This is a genomic window from Bradyrhizobium lablabi (assembly GCF_018129385.1).
Taxonomy (GTDB): domain Bacteria; phylum Pseudomonadota; class Alphaproteobacteria; order Rhizobiales; family Xanthobacteraceae; genus Bradyrhizobium; species Bradyrhizobium lablabi_C.
In genome coordinates, this window is record NZ_JAFCLN010000009.1 from 40191 (window position 1) to 60014 (window position 19824).

14 protein-coding genes are annotated in these 19824 nt (G+C 62.3%); 9 read left to right on the forward strand and 5 right to left on the reverse strand.

From position 1 onward, the window contains the following. Nucleotides 1–17 precede the first annotated feature (17 nt). A complete protein-coding gene (locus JQ628_RS18355; protein WP_212224285.1) occupies nucleotides 18–956 on the forward strand; it encodes an acetamidase/formamidase family protein in 939 nt (312 codons plus the stop codon). Between the two features lie 182 nt (nucleotides 957–1138). Here JQ628_RS18355 and JQ628_RS18360 read toward each other — a convergent pair whose 3' ends face one another. Both JQ628_RS18360 and JQ628_RS18365 read right to left on the reverse strand, forming a co-directional pair. Beyond that, nucleotides 1139–3508 (reverse strand): TonB-dependent hemoglobin/transferrin/lactoferrin family receptor, encoded by a 2370-nt coding sequence (locus JQ628_RS18360; RefSeq protein ID WP_349628085.1) that lies wholly within the window; start codon nucleotides 3506–3508, stop codon nucleotides 1139–1141. Between the two features lie 202 nt (nucleotides 3509–3710). Next, entirely contained in the window at nucleotides 3711–4322 is a 612-nt protein-coding gene (locus tag JQ628_RS18365; RefSeq protein WP_212224515.1) for a biliverdin-producing heme oxygenase, read from the reverse strand. Between the two features lie 482 nt (nucleotides 4323–4804). Here JQ628_RS18365 and JQ628_RS18370 point away from each other — a divergent pair, with 482 nt between their 5' ends. Beyond that, the gene (locus tag JQ628_RS18370) at nucleotides 4805–7333 is read left to right on the forward strand and encodes an FG-GAP-like repeat-containing protein (protein ID WP_212224287.1); all 2529 of its coding nucleotides are present in this window, start codon (nucleotides 4805–4807) and stop codon (nucleotides 7331–7333) included. 110 nt (nucleotides 7334–7443) lie between these two features. Here JQ628_RS18370 and JQ628_RS18375 read toward each other — a convergent pair whose 3' ends face one another. Beyond that, the gene (locus JQ628_RS18375; RefSeq protein ID WP_212224288.1) at nucleotides 7444–8148 is read right to left on the reverse strand and encodes a hypothetical protein; all 705 of its coding nucleotides are present in this window, start codon (nucleotides 8146–8148) and stop codon (nucleotides 7444–7446) included. A 215-nt stretch (nucleotides 8149–8363) separates the two neighbouring features. After that, nucleotides 8364–9557: a LysM peptidoglycan-binding domain-containing protein gene (locus tag JQ628_RS18380; protein ID WP_212224289.1), complete on the reverse strand. Its 1194-nt coding sequence runs from the start codon at nucleotides 9555–9557 to the stop codon at nucleotides 8364–8366. 308 nt (nucleotides 9558–9865) lie between these two features. Here JQ628_RS18380 and JQ628_RS18385 point away from each other — a divergent pair, with 308 nt between their 5' ends. The 6 genes from JQ628_RS18385 to JQ628_RS18410 all read left to right on the forward strand — a co-directional run bounded on the left by JQ628_RS18385 (nucleotide 9866) and on the right by JQ628_RS18410 (nucleotide 18146). Further along, nucleotides 9866–10855: a Gfo/Idh/MocA family protein gene (locus JQ628_RS18385; protein WP_212224291.1), complete on the forward strand. Its 990-nt coding sequence runs from the start codon at nucleotides 9866–9868 to the stop codon at nucleotides 10853–10855. Between the two features lie 140 nt (nucleotides 10856–10995). Continuing rightward, entirely contained in the window at nucleotides 10996–11379 is a 384-nt protein-coding gene (locus JQ628_RS18390) for a hypothetical protein (RefSeq protein ID WP_212224293.1), read from the forward strand. A 277-nt stretch (nucleotides 11380–11656) separates the two neighbouring features. Beyond that, nucleotides 11657–13525 (forward strand): dihydroxy-acid dehydratase domain-containing protein, encoded by a 1869-nt coding sequence (locus JQ628_RS18395; RefSeq protein ID WP_349628086.1) that lies wholly within the window; start codon nucleotides 11657–11659, stop codon nucleotides 13523–13525. Between the two features lie 48 nt (nucleotides 13526–13573). After that, nucleotides 13574–14824 carry an aminotransferase class III-fold pyridoxal phosphate-dependent enzyme gene (locus JQ628_RS18400; protein WP_212224295.1) on the forward strand — a complete coding sequence of 417 codons (1251 nt, stop codon included), beginning with the start codon at nucleotides 13574–13576 and terminating at the stop codon, nucleotides 14822–14824. Nucleotides 14825–14938: 114 nt separating this feature from the next. Next, nucleotides 14939–15886: an SGNH/GDSL hydrolase family protein gene (locus tag JQ628_RS18405; protein ID WP_212224297.1), complete on the forward strand. Its 948-nt coding sequence runs from the start codon at nucleotides 14939–14941 to the stop codon at nucleotides 15884–15886. 91 nt (nucleotides 15887–15977) lie between these two features. Next, on the forward strand, nucleotides 15978–18146 hold the full coding sequence (locus JQ628_RS18410; RefSeq protein WP_283815811.1) for an SLC26A/SulP transporter family protein: 2169 nt from the start codon (nucleotides 15978–15980) through the stop codon (nucleotides 18144–18146). Between the two features lie 15 nt (nucleotides 18147–18161). Here JQ628_RS18410 and JQ628_RS18415 read toward each other — a convergent pair whose 3' ends face one another. Continuing rightward, on the reverse strand, nucleotides 18162–18626 hold the full coding sequence (locus JQ628_RS18415; protein WP_212224299.1) for an Lrp/AsnC family transcriptional regulator: 465 nt from the start codon (nucleotides 18624–18626) through the stop codon (nucleotides 18162–18164). Between the two features lie 160 nt (nucleotides 18627–18786). On the opposite strand from JQ628_RS18415, the gene JQ628_RS18420 reads away from it, so the two are divergent. Beyond that, entirely contained in the window at nucleotides 18787–19800 is a 1014-nt protein-coding gene (locus tag JQ628_RS18420) for a 1-aminocyclopropane-1-carboxylate deaminase (protein ID WP_212224300.1), read from the forward strand. Nucleotides 19801–19824: the final 24 nt, after the last annotated feature.

A 19824-nucleotide genomic window follows, 5' to 3' on the forward strand; every position in this document is an offset into this window, starting at 1 on the left:
CCCAACGGAGCTATGCGATGTCCCGCCGCCACGAAATTCCAGCGACGCCCGAAAACATGGTGTGGGGCTATCTCGACAGCACTACGCCGCCGGTGCTCGAGGTCGCCTCTGGCGACACCGTGACGTTGCATTCGTTTCCGGCTGGGGGCAAGGAAACGCTGCCGGAAGACCGCAGCATCGTGCCGGCGGACTATCTGAACGCGCTCGACACCATGTTGCAGGGGCCGGGCCCGCATTTCATCACCGGCCCGGTGCACGTGAAAGGCGCCAAGCCCGGCGACGTGTTGCAGGTGGACATCCTCAGCGTCAAAGTGCGCCAGGATTGGGGATTTGTGTCGATCCTGCCGTTGCTCGGTACGTTGCCGGACGAGTTTACCGAGTATGAAACCATTCACCCTAAGGTCGATCACGATCGCAATGTTTGCGTCATGCCGTGGGGTACGGAGATCCCGCTCGATCCCTTTTTCGGCATCATCGCCACCGCCCCGCCGCCGGCTTGGGGCCGGTGCGGCTCGCCGGTGCCACGCGTCTTTGGGGGCAACATGGACAACAAGGAACTGCGCGCCGGCACGACGTTGTATCTGCCGGTGTTCAATGAAGGCGCGTTGTTCTTCGCCGGCGACGGCCACGGCGTGCAGGGCGATGGAGAAGTCTGCATCACCGCGCTGGAGACCGGCGTTACCGGCACTTTCAGGCTGACGGTTCGCAAAGACATGGATCTGACCTGGCCATTCGCCGAAAGCGCCACGCACCTGATGTCGATCGGCCTCGACGAAGATCTCGACGACGCTGCCAAGCAGGCGGTTCGCGAGATGGTCAAGCACGTCTGCGACCGTACCAACCTGTCGCGCAACCAAGCCTACATGCTATGCTCATTGGTCGGCAATCTGCGCGTCACGCAACTCGTCGACGGCAATAAAGGCATTCACATGCTGCTGCCGAAAGCGTATCTCTAAGAGATGCGAATTACAGTTGATTAGCACGCCATCCTGCACGGAGGCTTGAGGCGCAGTTCGCCGCACGGACAGAGACGGTGACCGGCGGCGAGAACCGCAGGTAGGCACTTGCTGAAATGAAAAACGCTTGTACATCAATGGGGATCGACTGACACTCTCTCCGCCAGCCAGATTAGCGGCGCTCAGAACTTGCCTTGCAGCGAGAGAGTCACCGTGCGTCCCGGGGCCGGATAGGTCGGCACGCCCATCGCGTCGACATAGGCCTTGTCCAGCAGGTTATCGACGTTGATGCGGCCGGTCAGATTCTCGTTGAACGCGACCGACATATAGAGGCCGTAGAGCTGGTAGCTCTCCTGCTTGTAGGTCAGCAGCAGGTCCGGGGTGGTCAACGGCACCGTCGGCGCCACGTAGAGCATGCGGGCTCCCAGCGTGACCTTGCGATCGAGGAAGCGGACGCCGCCATCCAACGCGAGCTTCTCCTTCGGCGGCACGAAGATGAAGAAATACTGACGCTCCCATTTCGGCAGCAATGGCAGGTAGGCATTGCCGTTCGGCGGTCCGGCGAAGAAAGGATTGTAGACGCCGTCATAGCGCGTATCGAGACGGGTATAGGTTCCTCCGATATAGGCCTTTCCCGTGTCGTAGGATGCTTCCAGCTCGAAGCCCTTTATCTTGGTCGATGGTCCGAGCAGGTTGACATGCACGAAAGCCGTCTGGACGAGATCGCCAAACGTGCCCGCCTGCGGATAGCGCCCAACCCCGGTGGTGATGAAATTGGTGATGGTGTTGTCGAAGACGGCGGCCTTGGCGCGGAAGCCGTCGCCCTGAAAAAATACGTTGTCGAATTTGAAATTGGCGCCGGCCTCCAGATTCTTCGATGTTTCGGGCAGCAGATTCGGATTGGGCGCGAAAACCACGCCGTTGCCGATGTGGCGTCCGTATTGCAGCGTCTCCATGATCTGCGGCGGCCGAAAGCCCTCGGCGTAGCTGCCGTAGACCTGGAAGCCTTTGACAGGCGTCACCGCAGCAGTGACCTTGGGTGAGAAACGTCCTTCCGACTTGTCGACCGAGAACGGCTGCGTACATTCGGTCGCGAAGGCGCCGCACGCATTGATGAAATTGCCCGAGCCTTTCAGCGAATAAAGATCGTATCGTCCGCCGGCGATCAGTTCGAGCCATTCTCCCTGCTTGAACTTTATCTCGCTGAAGCCGCTCGAAATGTCGCGCATCCCGGCGGGTGTCGGACCCGAGAACCACTCGTTGTCGGAGGGATTGGTCTGATCGGAAATGACGCCCGTCTTGGTCTGGTCCTTGAAGTACTCGAGACCATTCGTCCACGTGACGTTGAACAGCGGAATGTCGAAGCGCGAGGTGTTGGCCAGGCTACCGCCGAAAGAGGTGAGCCCGTATCGCAAGTCAAAAGACCCGTAGGCCGTACGTGCAGGTCGAAACTGATGATTGTCGGTCGATGACCACCATGCCTTGGCGGCGAGATCGATCGCTTGATTGGCCGGCTTCCAGAAATAGTCGGCGGTCGCGGTCTGCGTGAACAGTTGGTTCGTATCGATGAACTCGCCCTGTCCGGTCGAAAAATTGTTGTTGAGCGCGACGTAGCCGAGCTTGAATTTCTGATCCGGCGTCGGTCGCCAGGTGACCTTGCCTAGCCCCGACCAGTTGTCCTGGCCGGTAAATGTCACCGGCGCTCCAGGGCCGACATATTGCAGCGTACCATTCTGACCGGGCAGGTAAGGGCCGGTTTCCTTGCGTGACACCGCCGCGACGACGTCGACCTGGTCGCTCCGTGCGGCGACTGCCTCGCTCGCTGTGTAGCGGTACTCGTTGGATCCGGCGGTGGCGCGCGAGCGGACACCGTAGTTTTTGCCCGGCAAAAGAATATCGTCGGCCTCCAGCGTGCGCAGCGAGACGACGCCGCCGATCACGCCAGCGCCGCCGACGGTCGAGGTAGGACCCTTCTCGACGACGGCGCCACCGATCAGTTCCGGGTCGAAATAGACGAAGCTCGACGCATCATGACCGGCCTGCTGAAAATTCTGTCGCGCGCCGTCGATCATGACGTTGACGCGGCCCTGCTCCTGTAGACCCCGAATGTTGACCGTCGTGCCGGGATTTTGCCGGTCAGTCGCGGTGAACACGCCTGACATGTCCTGGAACAGATCGCTGGAATTGCGCGGCGTCCGCTGCTCGATCTGCTGGCGGCTGAGCACGCTGACCGAGCCCGGCGTGGAGTACACCCAGTCAGGCGTTCCCTGAAAGCCTTTGTCCTGCGACTCGCCGGTCGCGACGGCAGGCGCGGTGACTGGCTGAGGCGCAGGTGCTCTGACTGCCGGCGCGTTCCGCGGACGTTGGGAGGTGACGATTTGCTTCTTCTGTGCGGGGCGAGGCTTTTTTTGCGGGGCGGCCACTTCAATCGGGGGGAGCTCAGAGACCTCCTCCGCGAACGCTGGCGTCGCGACCACCGACACGGCGGCCACGCCAATCGTTCGTCGCACGAAGCTCCAAAAAACTTCGGACCCAGCCTTTGTGCACAACACCTTGATCCCCAGGCCTTCGCGGCATTGCGCGAACCAAGCTCACGAAGCTCGATTCTTGCTGGAGGCTGGCTGGCTGGGAGGTGCTGGCTGGCTAGCTAACGACGCGCCGACAATTGGCAACTATTACATTGAACAATTCGCTGTCAATCCTGAAGCGATTTCATTTGCTTGGCGATTGATTGGAATCTGAATGGATCACAGATCAACCGGCGTAAAATTGGCTAACCAGGCTCTCGACACGTGCGAAGGCGGTTCGCGCGCCAACAGTAACACGTTCTTCTTCGGGCCCGGTCAGGACCACAGCGTCCAGCGCGGCAGTAAAGGTCTTCCAGTGCAAACCGCGTCCTTCCGGCGCTGCCGCAAGATGACGTGCGCCAAAGGCTTCGGAGAGCCCAAGTTGTTGTGCTGCTTTCAGCAGAAAGGCCGCGCCGAGGTTGGAGCCTTCCGAAACATAGAGCCATCCGAAGGCCGTCGGAACGTCCAGCGCGGCACTGTTTGCGAATGTGGGCGTGTGCTTTGAAGAAGGCGCGGCTATTCCAAGATCTGCAAGGTCCTGTTCGATCAGGCCGAAACGACCGCGTTTCGCAAGATCGGGCAACAGCCTGTCGAGCAGCGGACTTGCGTAAAGTCCCGCGATTTCCCGATGGAATTCATGCTGGACCTTCAAGAACAAGCCATAGCGCGCCTGGCTCTCGAACGGCCTCTGCGCCATGATCGACTTGTCGAGCCGATCATGTGTCTCATGTGTTGCGTCTTTCAAGCGCTTGGCGCGGCTGGATTCATTCGTGTCGGAGGTTGCTCGCAACGCATGCATGTCCAATGGCCCACTCACTATAATTTCTCCTTCAATATTGAGGCGCTTGCTTAAACGGTGCAGGCCTTGTCGGTGCGGGTGAAATTCTTTCAGCCAAAGCCGCAGGCACGTCAAGCGTTTGCGGGAGAGGCCGGCGGCGTATCTCGCTCGTCGAAAAAAGATTCACGCGCCGCGCGATTGTCGATGATCTGCGGATCGTTGGTGTATGGCGTGATGTTGAGAGAACGAAGTCCGAGCGCATCCTTGCGGCAGAACGCCGCAAAGCCACCGCAGGAATCCCTGCGAGTCCAGTCAGCACCAAGCTAAGAATAATTCTAAATTCGAGCAGATCGAGAATGGCGACAAACGAGAATCGTTACAAAGAAGGAAGAAAGACGTTGCCCTGTCTCTTGCTTCGATTGTAGCAGAACGCCTGTAACATTTGACGCTAGCCAGCCCTTTGGTAGCCAGCCAACCGCGTCGCAAGTCTCAAGGGGTTGGCTATGGCGATTACGATTACTGCTAATAATTTCAATGCGGACAGCACCGGCATCGACGTATCGGCCTATCTGGCGACCTTCGTCTCTCCAAACTACTCGCCTGCCGGCTTTGGGTATTTTTCCAGCGATCCGAGCGATTTTTCCGGTAATCAATACGCCGTCACGGAGCAGACAAACCTCCTTCCGGATCCGAGCAAGCAGGCCATCGTCTTCGAATCCGGCGGCGGTGGAAATTCGATCGATTATGACTTCGCGACTCACGTCGTGGGCGGCGATCTCGATGCGATCTCGTTCGGCTACGGATTGACTTATACCAGCGGTACCGACAGCTTTCCGCTGTCCCAGCTCGACCTGCGGATTTCGGGGCTTGGCCTCGTCAATCAAACCGGCGCCGACAGCACGGTATCGGAGCTGCTCAACGACGGCAGAATCGGCTCGATCACGCATCTCAGCAGCCTGCTCGCCGCCAATGCGATCAACTTCGTGGGCAGCACGGGCGCCGACGCCTTCACCGGCTATGCATTCAACGACACGGTCACCGGTGGCGGTGGCAACGACACGTTCAACGGCGGCGGCGGCACCAACACCGCGGTCTACAGCGGCAACCGGGCTGACTATACCGTCACCGACAACGGCGGCGGCAACTGGACGATCACCGACAACCGGGGCGGCTCGCCCGACGGCGTCGACACGCTGACCAGCTTCAGGTTTGCGCAGTTCGCCGACCAGACGGTATCGCTGACCACCGTGGCGCCCGTGGCTGCAAATGACAGCGCCACAGCCGGCAAGAACATCAGGGCGACGATCAACGTTCTGGCCAACGATACGGACTCGGATGGCACGATCGACCCGACCACTGTCGCGGTGGGAACCGGTCCGGCCCACGGCTCGGTGAGCGTCAACGCGACGACGGGCGTCATCACCTACACGCCGACGGTCGGCTATGTCGGCGCGGACAGCTTCACCTATACGGTGAAGGACAATGACGGCCTCATCTCGAACGAGGTGACGGTGAACATCAACGTCGCGGCGAAGCTCACGCTGACCTCGGCCGACGAAGCCTTCGTCGCCGATGCGGTCGCAGTCGGGCCCGTCGAGGTCGACGGCGGCGCCGGCGCCGACTATCTCAGCGGCTCCAGCAATCCGATGACAGCGGGCGCCGACAGTTTCTATGGCGGTGAAGGCAACGACGTTATCTTCGGCGCCGGCGGCAACGACTATATCGAAGGCAATGCCGGCGACGACATCCTGCGCAGCGGCAGCGGCAACGACACGCTGATCGGCGGCGCCGGCACCGACACCTACGGCATCCGCATCTTCGCCAATACGGTAAGCGGCACGCTCGACACCGGCACGGTAACGATCATCGACAACGACGGCGTGCTGTGGAATGGCGCGCCCCGTCCGGCAACCATCCCCGCAGGCTGGACCTCGACGCCGCCCGCCAACGCGGGCTACCAGATCCACGGTACCGCGACCGCAGTAAGCGCGGGTGTGTGGGATCTTGCCGTCGTCGACGACAGCGGCGCGACCAAGCACTTCGCGCTGGGCTGGAGCCCCGGCGGCGATCTGACGCTGACTGCCGGCAACGAGGTCGTCACCATCAAGGACTACGTCAACGGCACCTTCGGCATCACGCTGGAAGGCGTGCCGGTCGGGGGCGTGCCGCATGACTTCAACGGCGACGGCAAGAGCGACATCGTCTGGCGCAACGATGCCGGCGTCGGGCAGATATGGGACATGGACGGCGCCACCATCCTCGATGCCAACTCGCTCGGGGGAGTGCCCACCAACTGGAACGTCGCCGGCACCGGCGACTTCAACGGTGACGGCAAGGCGGATCTGCTCTGGCGCAACGATGCCGGCGTCACGCAGATATGGAACATGGACGACGGCGCCATTGCCAGCACGCGCTCGCTCGGCGTGATCCCGACGAACTGGAATGTCCTGGGCGCCGGCGACTTCAACGGTGACGGCCAGGCGGATCTGCTCTGGCGCAACGACAACGGCACCGTGCAGATGTGGGACATGAACGACGGCGCCATTGTCGGCGCCCATAACCTCGGGGTGATCCCGGCGGCATGGAAGCTCGCCGGCACCGGCGACTTCAACGGCGACGGCAACACCGATCTGTTGTGGCGCAACGACAACGGCGTGGCGCAAATCTGGGACATGGATGGCGGCAATATCCTCAGCGCCACTTCGCTCGGCTCGATCCCGACCAACTGGCAGGTCGCGGGCGTCGGCGATTTCAACGGCGACAGCAAGAGCGACATTCTGTGGCGTAACGATAGCGGCGTCACACAGATCTGGAACATGAATAACGCGACCATCGACAGCACCCGTGGGCTCGGCGTGATCCCGACGACATGGGAGGTCGGCGCGATCGGCGATTACAACGGCGACCACATGAGCGACATCGTCTGGCGCAACGACTCCGGCGTCACCCAGATGTGGGAGATGAACGACGGCGCCATCACCCAGGCCACCTCGCTCGGCGTGATCCCGGACAACTGGCACATCATCGCCTGAAGGGGCTGAGAGCTGACGGCATCAGTTGAGCTTGCTGATCCCGCTGAGAAGCCCGACGGACTGACCTGCGCTCAGTGGCCATAGGTCATTGAGGCGCAGCTCCCGGGGGGTCAGGGCGATGCAATCAATCCATTTGCCGTGGCGACGATCCAGCGGTTGCCCCAACGCACGATCGAATCGACTCGCCCAGCTCCGGGCACAGTGTCGCCGACCATTACGGTCCAGATGCCATGCGGTCCCTCGAGCACAGCCGCTCCCCCGCGAACGTCACGAACCATCCAGCCGTCGATTGTAGTCGGTCGTGTCTCCGGCGCTGGCGAAAGCGGATCCCGAGCCGGGATCGAAGCAGTGGTGAGGTCTGCTGAGGAAACGGCAGGAGCCGTTCTTGAACTCTCCACATCCGGACGAGATAAGGCTCCTGTTGGCAGACTCTGAGCTTTAGGCGCATTCGCCGAAGTGCCGAGTGCCATTTGTTTTCGGCCACTTTCAATCTTGTTGGCCTTCAGTTCTGGTCGGCGGGAGGTGGTATCTTTCTGAGCTATTGGGTTTGATGCGACGACCGTCGGAACGCCATACCAGCTTGAGCTGCCGGCCCAGCCGAGCCCAAACCCGAGCGCCAGCGCGCCCGTGACGGCAAGGCAGAGAATGCGCGCCTGACGGACGTCGGGTTTCAGAAGCTGCAAGGCCTCTTCTCGAACGGGACTGAGGTAATCCGACGAGTCCATGCTCTCGGGCGGTGGCGGAAGAAGACTGCCAGCCACGTCTCCAACCGAGCCGATATCGCCGAAGCTGCTTGGTTGCTGGACCTGCATCATTGCGACCCTTCCAGGGTCAACAATGATCACGCTTAGGACTAAAGGAAACCTTAAGAAATTTCCTCTTGCCGGCCTCGTGTTCGATGCCCGCACCATCAGCGATGCCCGCAGCGAGTGCGCTGGGCGTGGCGACGCCCTGGGGCGAGAGGCATCCACGAGACACTCACTTCGACGATCGCCGGACGATGCCCGAACAGAAGGCTCCCGGCTCATCGCTATCGATGTGCGTCTCCGGAAGGAATAACGAAGACTTGGCCGGGATAGATCAAATTGGGATTGCGTATTTGCTCCCGGTTCGCCTTGTAAATCGTGGCGTAGCGCGTGCCCAAACCGTAATTGAGCTGGCTGATGCGCCACAAGCTGTCGCCGCGGGAGACCTTGGTCGTCAAGACCTTGGGCACGACCACCGCAGCCGGTGAACCCTGGTCCGACAGAACCGTTGTCCCGGCGGCGGCCAACTGGGGCTGCTGGGCGGCGGCGATGGCCGGCTGTTTGGCCGCTGCGACCCTCGCGGTCGCGGACGATCCGGTGATATCGCCGGTAGGAACATTGAACGGCACCTCGGCGCGAGCGTGAACCGCGCCGGATTTGGGGTCCACTTCATCCAGCCTGACGCGATAGTTGCCGGAGGAAATTCCCTCATTGATGGTGAACGCAAAACGCCCATCAGCGGCGGCCGTAGCCGACGCGATGAAGGCTTCATTGAGATAGAGCCTCACGGTGCCGCCGGGACGCGCGCGGCCGCTCGCATGGAATTTGCCGCCGGGCTCGATCTCGACCGCTTCCGCAACGACCGTGCCGGGCGTCAGTTTTTGCGGATCCGGCTGCGACAGGACCACCGTGGGCTTGTCCGGTGTCATCAGCGCCACGACGGGCCGGTCGGTCGACCTCGGCTCAATTGCCACTGCCACGCTCTGTTTGGAGATCGACTGCTTGCCGTTCGGCTCCCTGGAGCGCAGCGTAAGATCGTAATTGCCTGAGGGAAGCCTGGACGACGGGACGATAACGAATTGCCCGGATTGATCCGCAACGGCGCGATCATGCAGTTCGCCGTTGCGAAGCAGTTCTACTGTCGCACCCGGCGTCGATCGGCCTGCGATGACGGCTTCGCCCGTCGGTTCGACGCGGGCAACGTCGAATGTCGGTTCGCCGGCGTCGCCCTTCGGGAGTGCGGGCGATCCGCCCAGGCCCGCGATCAAGGCATTTGCCTGGGCTTGTGCCGATTCGAGCGCCGCCGGCTCCGGCTTGGCCGAGGCTGGCGTCAAGGCCGCGGGTCCTGAAGATGCGACTTTGGTCTCGACCGGTGGCTCACGCTGGAGATTCTGAATGACGACGACCACCGTCAACCCGCAGGCCGCGGCAAGCGCTGCAAGAGCTGGAATGGTTCGGCTTGTCGTGAGAGCGATCATCAGGTCCTTCCGGCGCTGAAACGAGAGCTTCCCATATTAGCTTTTTTCGATCGGGTTGTGAGCGCTTTTTAAAGCGCTCAACGCCTTGAACAGTGAATAGGGCGGAGCAGCGCCACCGCTCACGCTCTATGCGCTGACCAATGAACGGCTGCCGCTGCAAACCAAGGTCGGCGCCCTGCTGGACATCTGGCGCAAGAAGCGCTGACATCCACTGACCTCATCCTGAGGAGTTGGGCAACTGCGTCTCGAAGGATGGCCGCGGGTGACACCGGGCTGCATCCTGCGGACTACAGTCAAAAGGAAATTTGATGCTGGGAGTTGGAATTCTAGGTGCGGGCTTTTTTGGCGCCTACCATGCACGCGCGATTGCTGCTCTCGATGGGGCTCGCCTGGCCGCGGTGTGCGCGGAACAATTGTCGCTCGCTGAAGCCTTCGCTGCGGAGCATGAGGGAAAGCCCTACGGTGATTGGCGCGCGATGCTCGACGACAAGTCCGTCGACGTGGTTGCGATTACCGCGCCGCATCACCTGCATTGTGAATTGGCGATGGCTGCGCTTCAGGCCGGCAAGCATGTGTTGCTGGAGAAGCCGATGGCGTTGTCGGTTGCCGAGTGCAGCCGCATCATCGCAACGGCTGAAGCGAGCTCCGGCAAGCTGATGATCGGGCAGATCATGCATTTCATGCGGCCCTGCATCGTCGCGCGCGAGATTCTGGATCGCGGTGATCTGGGTAAGCCTGTCGCCGGGTCAAGCTCCCTGCTGAAAACCTGGATGGAGCCCAACCGGCGGGGGTGGCACCTTGATCCCGCAACAGGCGGCGGCATGCTGAGGACGGCCGGCATCCACGCGCTGGATCAACTGGTATGGCTGATGGACTCTCGCGTGCGCTCTGTTTCGGCAGCAATCAGCACCTCGTTTCATGACCAGAAAGCCGATGACAGCGCCATGATGCTGCTGCGTTTCGCGGACGGACGATATGGGCAGGTCGCAAGCGTCGGCTATCGCAACGGAGCAGGCGTTTTCGACCTGGACCTCGTCTGCGAGAATGGAACGCTCAGGATCGACCTCGATCGCGGTGTTTCGATCGGGCAGCGCGGCCAATGGTCTGAAGTCCCGAACTCGCGCGATCCCGAGTGGATGCAGAACGGCGTTATCAGGGAATGGCAGGCGATGCTGTCGGCAATTGAGAACGATATCGAGGTGCCGGTATCCGGCGACTACGGCCGGCACATCATCGCATGCATCGAGGCCGCGATGATTTCGGCACGCGAGCAAAGGGACGTGCCGGTCGCGGCGTGACGCGCAGGCGGATGGAGCTTGCGGCAGGCAGCCAGGGTCTTGGTATTTGCCCGGGGTTGACCACAAAGCGCCCACCATGCGTCCAAAATAAACCCTCAACGGTCGCCCTGAATGAAGCGGCAACTGTGGACGGGGCGGACATGGAGCACAATTCCGAAGGGTTGTCTCTCGACGCGTTGACGTCGCTTGAAGAACTTGCCGCCGCCGGTCGTGCAGATACCGCGACGCCGATCGCAGCGCATCGCGCGGAGATTTGCATACGACAGTACAGCGATGCGCCCGAGTGCGATGTCATCATTATGTTTCGCGGGCGAGAATTGTCGCTGAGGTGTCGCGATTACGACGAGGCCGTCAAATGGGCCCGAATCGAGTGCAAGTCATACAAGGCCGCGCAGGGGTTTACCGTGGAGCGCAAGGGCGCCTTGATGGCAAAGCTGGCCGCTGCGGCCTGGCGGGCACGCGCATCTCAGACATGGCCTGTCGCCCCGTCCGCGTCATCGATGGAGGCCTCTAAGCCCGTTTGACGCGCGAATTGCGGGTTTTGCTTCCTCTTCAGAAATATCTCATTAATTTCAATATGTTGAAGGCCTTGGCGTCGCCAGGCAGCCGAAGGTCCATTCTACTGTGCATGGGGTTGTTTTCACACTTTTGGATTCAGGCCCTGCACCGTGATCCACGGTCTCGCCCAGCCACCTCGATTCCGGATGGCTGCGCGCCCGGCCGATGCGCCCAAGACAGGTGACAAACCGCAGCCGCGCGCTCTAGAGAGTGTCTAAACAAGCCACGCTCGGAAGGAACGCCGTGTCCACGTCAAAGCCCGTCATCATCGACCGCCATCCAGGCCGCTCCACCCAGACCATCGGGATCGCGCGCGAGCTTGGCACCGATCCGGATCTGATCCACGAGCCGTCGGTGGGCGTGGTCGGCACCAAGGGCGACAGCCAGTGCTACATGGGCGTGATGGCGAAGGTCGATGCGATCCACGCCAGCCTCAAGCGCCGGATCGGCAAGGGCGCGGGCCAGCTCAAGCTGCGCCTGGTGCAGCCGGAATACACCATCGCGACGTCGGACGGCATCCGCAACGGCACGCGCGAGATGCGCTATTCGCTGATCGGGCGCGAAATCACCAACGATGCGCTGTGCGAACATCTGGAAGCCACCGGGCTTGCCGGCACCATCGCGGTCGTCGCCTGCGACAAGCCGCCGGTCGGCACGCTGGCCGCGCTGCTGGAGCACAACCAGCCCGCGATCATCATGTCGGACGGGCCGATCCATCCCGGCACCGATCCGAACACCGGCGAAAAGCTCGACATCGTCAGCGCCTATCAGGTCGCCGGCAACCCGGACGCCGAATTCCGCCACCACATCGCCTGCCATGCCTGTCCCGGCATCGGCAGCTGCGGCGGCATGTTCACCTACAACACGATGCAGACCTTCATCGGCGTGGTCGGCATGCAGCCGCTGCACATGGTCGCGCCGCCCTCCGACGATCCGCGCCGTCTCAAGGAATTCCCGGACCAGCTCGTGGAATACCTCTCGCAGATGATCGCGAAGGGCCTGAAGCCGCGCGACATCGTGGTGCGCGACTCCATCCGCAACGCCGTCATCGTCGCGATGGCGATCGGCGGCTCGACTAACGTCACGCTGCACGCGCCGGAAATCGCGCGCGCCGCCGGCTATGGCGACTTCTGGAAAGAGGTGATGACGCCGGCGGAGTTCAATCACCTGTCGCAGCATGTCGTCCCCGTCCTCACCGACGCGCGGCCGTACGGCAAATATTCGATGGTCGATATCGACCAGGTCGGCGGCGTGCAGGTGATCGTCCGCGAACTATTGGAAGCCGGCCTGCTCAACGGCGACGTGATGACCTGCACCGGCGAAACCCTGGCGCAGCAGGTCAAGCGCCTCGGCACCAAGGCCGTCGACGGCAAGGTGATCTATCCGGTCGCAAAGCCCTACAAGCCGACCGGCGGCCTGCGCGTGCTCGGCGGCAATCTGTCGCCGGAATTTTCCGCCATCCTGAAGCTGGCGGGCGTCGAAGGCGGGCTGGAGAACAACCTGTTCCGCGGCAAGGCGCGCGTGTTCGAGGGCGAGCAGGGCCTGCTCGATGCGCTCGACAAGACGCCGGAGCGTTTTGAGAATCACGACATGATCATCGTGCGCTATGAGGGACCGAGCGGCGCGCCGGGCATGCCCGAAATGCTGGATCCGACCTCGCGCATCACCACGCTGTGCCGCGAGCGCGGCATCGTGGTCGCGTTGATGACGGACGCGCGCTTCTCCGGCGGATCGGTCGGTCTCGTCATCGGCCATGTCGGTCCCGAGGCGGCGCTCGGCGGTCCCATCGCGTTCATTGAAGATGGTGACGAGATCGTCGCGGATCTCAACAAGAACGAGCTCAACTGTACCGCGCTGTCCGATCCTGCCATCCTCAAGCAGCGCAAGGCGGCCTGGGAAAAAGTCGTGGCCGACAACGGCGGCATCCATCCGAACTGCGGCGAAGCGGACACCCGCCTGTTGCATCGTGCGCGGTTGACCGCCGTTCCCGCCACCCGCGGCGGCGGATTGCATCCGAACCGCGAGGTCTGGGTGCGCGAGCCGCGCAAGGCAACGCCGTCGGGATTCGTACCGGCGAACAAGCACCGGCCGGAGACCGCGAAGGCGTTTTAGACGCGGCGATCGACGCGATGGGAGTTCGCAACCGGCAAGGGGGAGGTCATGACCAAACAGGCGGCGGTGCTCAGCGAAACCCAATCGGCAGACGCGATGCTGCGAGAGCGGGCGCGCCGCGTCGTTCCCGGCGGCATGTGGGGTCATCTGAACGCGGCGCGGCTGCCGGCAGGCTATCCGCAATTCTTTGCCTCGGCAGAAGGCTGCCGCGTGCGCGACGTCGACGGGCGCGAATATATCGATTTCATGTGCAGCTGGGGGCCGGTCCTGCTCGGCCACCGGCATCCCGATGTCGAAGCAGCCGTCCGCGCGCAAGCCGCGCTCGGCGACTGCCTCAACGGCCCCGGCGAGGTCATGGTCGATCTCGCCGAGGATTTCGTGGCGATGCTGCCGCACGCCGATTGGGTCATGTTCCAGAAGAACGGCGGCGATGCGACCACGGCTTGCGTAACGATCGCCCGCGCGGCGACCTCCCGCCGCAAGGTGCTGGTGGCGCGGGGCAGCTATCACGGCGCGCTGCCGTGGTGTACGCCGAGCGTTGCCGGAGTCACGACCGAGGATCGCGCGCATCTCCTGCACTTCGAATACAACGACGTGGCGAGCCTGCGCGCCGCCGTCGATCAGGCGGGAAAGGATCTCGCGACGATTTTGGTGACAGCCTTCCGGCACGATATGGGCCGCGATCTCGAACTGCCGACGGCAGAGTTCGCCGCAGCCGTGCGTCACGCATGCGATGATACCGGCGCCGCGCTTATCATCGATGAGGTTCGCACCGGATTGCGCCTCGACATCAGGGGAAGCTGGGAGACGCTCGGCGTGCGCCCCGACCTATGTGCATGGAGCAAGGCGATCGCCAACGGCTACGCGCTGGCTGCCGTCTCCGGCAATGACCGGTTCCGCGAAGCGGCCACAAAAGTCTTCGTCACCGGATCATTCTGGTGCGGCACGGTGGCGATGGCCGCAGCCCGCGCCACGCTTCGGATTGCGCGCGAGACCGACGTTCCCGCGTATATCCGCGCGATGGGCTTGCGATTGCGCGAGGGGCTGGCGTCATTGGCCGACCGGCACGGCATTGCGATCCGGCAAAGCGGTCCGCCGCAAATGCCGCTGATGCTGTTTGACGATGATCCGGAAGTCCGAAAGGGCCGTGCGTTCTGCTCGGCGGCGCTGCGCCACGGCGCGTTCCTTCATCCCCAGCACAACATGTTCCTGTCGGCCGCGCATGGTCCATCCGATATAGACGCGGCGCTGGAAGCCGCATCGCACGGCTTCAAGGCCGTCCGGGAGCTGCGGCCGTAGCGCGCCGATGGACCGCAGCAGTGCTTTGCGCTAGGCAGGAAGATAGAGCAGCATCCTTCCAGTTCCCCCGACATGACAGAACCCAAGAAAAGCAGCCGGCTTTACGATGTCTCCGTGACCATCGGTATGGTCCTCCTGACGCTGATCGGACTGGAGATCTTTCTTCGCGTAGCCAACTTCAAGGAGTTTCGCGAGGAGCTGACCGAGCGCTCGCTCGGCTACCGCTATGACGCCGAACTCGGCTGGATGCCGGTGCCGAATTCGACCGGCGTCATCAAGACGTTCCGTACCACCCAATACAAGCACAACAGCTTTGGCCTGCGCGACGAGGAGTTCACGCTCGATTCGAAGCCGACCATCATGTTCCTCGGCGACTCCTTCGTCTGGGGTCTCGATTCGCAGGCTGACGAACGCTTTACCGAACTGCTGAAGCCCAAGCTGCCGGACTACAAGATCGTGCCGGCCGGCGTTTCAGGATACGGCACTGATCAGGAATATCTGCTGCTGAAGCGCTTGTGGCCGAAGATCAAGCCGGCGGTCGTGGTGCTGATTGTCTGTGCCCAAAACGATCGGCTCGATAACAGCAGCAACATTCGCTACGAGGATTATCAGAAGCCGTATTTCGCGACCGAGCCCGACGGTTCGCTCAAGCTGATGAACCAGCCGGTGCCGCGATCCCAGATGCTCTACATCGTGGAAGACTGGTTGGTGCGAAACCTGTGGCTCGCGCGCATGGCAACCAATGTCTATGTGCGGCTCAGATACCCACGGCTGACCGTGCCCGATCCCACCGAGAAGCTGGTCGGGATGATCCGCGATTTCGTTGAGAAGAACGGCGCCAAATTCATGGTCGGCATCCAGTACCATGACGAGGCGCTGACCCGTTATCTCGAGGCGAACAAGATTCCGCTCGTGCAACTCGGGGGAGCGGATTTCTATACGCAGGGTGGATGGGGTCCGCACTGGACGCCGGAGGGCCAGCAGGATGTGGCGAACCGCATTTTGGGGACGCTGACGGCCAACGGTATCGCCCGTAGCGGCCCGGCTGCGAAGAGCAACTAACCCGTGCACGCTTTGAGAATTGAAAATCCTTTATCTGCAACCTGAATTGAACCATTAATCGCGCAAGTCCCGAACGGGAGTCGCCAAGCTGCTGCGCAGCGAATTCATTGCTGGTCTCGTGTCCTCGACCGTCGCCATTCCGCTGGCGATGGCGTTCGGCATGTTCGCCTTCGTCTCGCTGGGCGACGAATATTTCGCCTATGGCGCGATGGCCGGGCTGATCTCGGCGGTGGTTGCCGGGGTCATTTCGGTGCTGCTCGGCGATCGTTCGACGCGGGTCTACGCCCCGCGCATCACGACGACGTTCTTCCTCGGTCTGCTGCTCTACACGCTGCTGCACCGCGATCCGGCACACCTCGGCGCAACAGACATTTCCGCGCTGCTTCTGGTGTTCTTCGCCATCGTCCTGCTCGGTGGCCTATTGCAGGCGCTGTTCGGCCTGCTGCGGCTCGGCACGTTGATCAAGTTCGCGCCGCAGCCGGTGATGGCCGGCTTTCAGAACATGGCGGCGGTGCTGCTGTTCCTGGTCCAGCTCGGCAACGTGCTTGGCTTCGACCGCAATATCGGCTTCACGCGCGTACTCGGCGCGATGGGGGAGGCCAAGCCGCTGTGCACCGTGGTGGCCGTTGTGACGTTTCTGGCGATGTGGCACGCGCGGCGGATCACGACCAAGGTGCCGCCGCTGCTGGTCGGGCTCGGTTGCGGCATCGTCCTTTATTATGCGCTCGTTGCCATCGGCCTTGGGGATTTGCTCGGCCCCGTCATCGGCGAGCTCACCGCAAGTGCCGCGATGCGCACTGTGCTGGTCGATTTCTCCGGCCTCGCCATGGCGCAGTCGCTGGAGCACTCGGTAACGGTGATCCTGTCGGGCGCGCTGGCGCTCGCCATCATCGCCTCGATCGATGCGCTGCTCTGCGCCAAGCTTGCCAGCCAGCCCGGCGAGCTTCGCGCCGGGGATGACCGCCTGCTGATCCGCCTTGGCATTGCCAATGCGGTGTCGGCCGGATTTGGCGGCATCACCAACGGCATCAATATCGGGCCAAGCCTCGTCAATCGCGCCTTTGGCGGAAAGAGCTTTGTCTCGGTGCTCGTCAATGCCGGTGTCGTGCTGCTGGCGGCGACCGTGCTGTTTCCGCTGCTGGCCTACATTCCCCGCGCGGTGCTGTCGGCCACGATCATGGTGATCGCGATCCAGCATATCGAGCCATGGACCAAGCAACTGGCGGTGCGGCTGATCACACCAGGCACACCGCAGCGCGGCGCCATCGCGCTCGATCTCGGCGTCTCACTGTTCGTTTCGGTGCTGTCGATCACCATCAACATCGTGCTCGCAGTGTTCATCGGCATTGCGCTGGCAGTGCTGCTGTTCGTGGTCCGCATGAGCCGTTCCAACATCCGAAGACTCTATCGCTGCGACACCGTGCGCTCGCGGCGTTACCGTGACCCGGCCGAACTCGAGGTATTGCGCCAGGCGGGGAGTTCCGTGCTGGTGATCGAACTGCAAGGCGCGTTGTTCTTCGGCAGCGCCGAGCGCCTCTCACAGATCGTCGACTGCGAGACCGAAGCTGACACCACCGCGCTGTTATTGGAGATGCGGCGCGTCACCGAAGTAGACTCGACCGGCGCGCGGATCCTCGGCGAACTCGATGCCGCGTTGAAGATCCGGGGCGTCAAGCTCGCGCTGATCCTTTCCAGCCGCACCGAAACCGCGGCCCGACTTGCCGATGTCTTCCAGGGAGATCGCCTCTTCCCTGACATCGACCGGGCGATCGAATGGGCCGAGGATGAATTGGTCGTCAGCGCGAGGGCGGCGCCGTCTGAGGCGCTGCCGCTCGACCGCGTGCCGCTGCTCGACGATTTCGATGCACAACAGGTCGAGCGTTTGCGCGGCTGGCTGGAGCCCGTGTCGTGGTCCGCGGGCGACGTGATCTTCCGCAGCGGCGATCCCGGTTCGGCCCTCTATCTCGTCACCAGAGGCCGCGCCAGCATCCACATCCGGCACGACGGCGGCGATATCCGACTCATCACCTTTGCCGCCGGCGCGGTATTCGGTGAGCTGGCGCTGCTCGATCGCGGCCCGCGCTCGGCGACCGTCACGGCGGATGAGGACATGCAGGGCTTTGGGCTTAGCGAGGCGGCATTCGCCGTGCTGTGCCGCGAGCAGCCGGATATCGCGATCAAGCTGTTGCAAGCGCTCGGGCGCGAACTGAGCGTGCGCATCCGCTACGCCAACCTGACGATCCAGCAACTGGAGACGTGAGTGGCTCAACAGCGATCAAAACTCCAGCGGCGCGTTGTCGACCACTTCCTTCATCACAAAGAAGGTTCGCGTCTGGCGCACACCGGGCAGCGCGATCAGTTGTTCGCCATGAATGCGGTTGAAGTCCTCCATATCGCCGACGCGGATCTTGAGGAAGTAGTCGAAGTCGCCGGCCACCAGGTGGCAATCGAGCACGAACTTCAGCCGGGCGATCGCAGTTTCGAACGAGGCAAAACTCTCCGGCGTGGAACGGTCGAGCACGACGCCGACCATCACGAGGGCGCCTTTGCCGACCCGGCGTGGCGCCACCAGCGCGCGGACGCCGGTGATGAAGCCCTCGTCGAACAGTCGTTGCGTGCGGCGATGACAGGTCGCGGCGCTGACACCAACCATTTCGGCGAGCTCGGCATTGCTGAGCCGCCCGGAATTCTGAAGCAGGCGCAGCATCTTGAGATCGATACGGTCGAGTCGACTGGCCATGGAAGAATCTTCCGAAAATAAGGGAATGGATGGAGAGAATGGTAACATAGGCGGTCAGAAAGATAAGAATAGCGATTACAGGAAGATCCAATAAGAGAGCACATTTCGCCGCATCGATGCTAGGCGCTGGCCCGGAGTTCAGACATCAACGGGGCTAGCCATGCTGGAAAAGTTCGAGCGATATCCGCTGACCTTCGGGCCGACGCACATCGAAAAGTTGGAGCGGCTGACCCAACATCTCGGCGACAAGGTCGAGATCTATGCCAAGCGGGAGGACTGCAATTCGGGTCTCGCCTATGGCGGCAACAAGTTGCGCAAGCTCGAATACATCATTCCCGACGCGATCGCCTCCAATGCCGATACGCTGGTCTCGATCGGCGGCGTGCAGTCCAACCACACCCGCATGGTGGCGGCCGTCGCGGCGAAGATCGGCATGAAGTGCCGCCTGGTGCAGGAAAGCTGGGTGCCGCATGAGGATGCCGTCTACGACCGCGTCGGCAATATTCTGCTCAGCCGCGTGATGGGCGCCGACGTCCGGCTGGTCGACGAAGGTTTTGATATCGGCATCCGCAAGAGCTGGCAGCAGGCCATCGACGAGGTGAAGGCCGCGGGCGGCAAGCCCTACGCGATTCCGGCCGGCGCTTCCGTGCACAAATATGGCGGGCTCGGCTATGTCGGTTTCGCCGAAGAGGTACGGGCGCAGGAGAAGGCGCTTGGCTTTTCGTTCGACTACATCGTGGTCTGCACGGTGACCGGCTCGACCCATGCCGGCATGCTGGTCGGCTTTGCCAGGGATGGCCGCGCGCGAAACGTGATCGGTATCGATGGTTCCTTCACGCCGGCGCAGACCAAGGCCCAGGTGCTCGATATCGCCCGCAATACCGCCGCACTGGTCGAACTCGGCAAGGAGATCGTCGCGGACGATGTCGTGCTGATCGAGGATTATGCCTATCCCGCCTATGGCGTGCCCTCAGAGGAAACCAAGGAGGCGATCCGGCTGTGTGCGCGGCTCGAGGGCATGATCACCGATCCGGTCTATGAGGGAAAATCCATGCAGGGCATGATCGACCTCGTGAACAAGGGTTACTTTCCCGCGGGATCGAAGGTGCTCTACGCCCATCTCGGCGGCGCACCGGCGCTCAATGGATACGCCTATGCGTTTCGCAACGGCTAGCGCATAATCCGGAGATCATGCTCC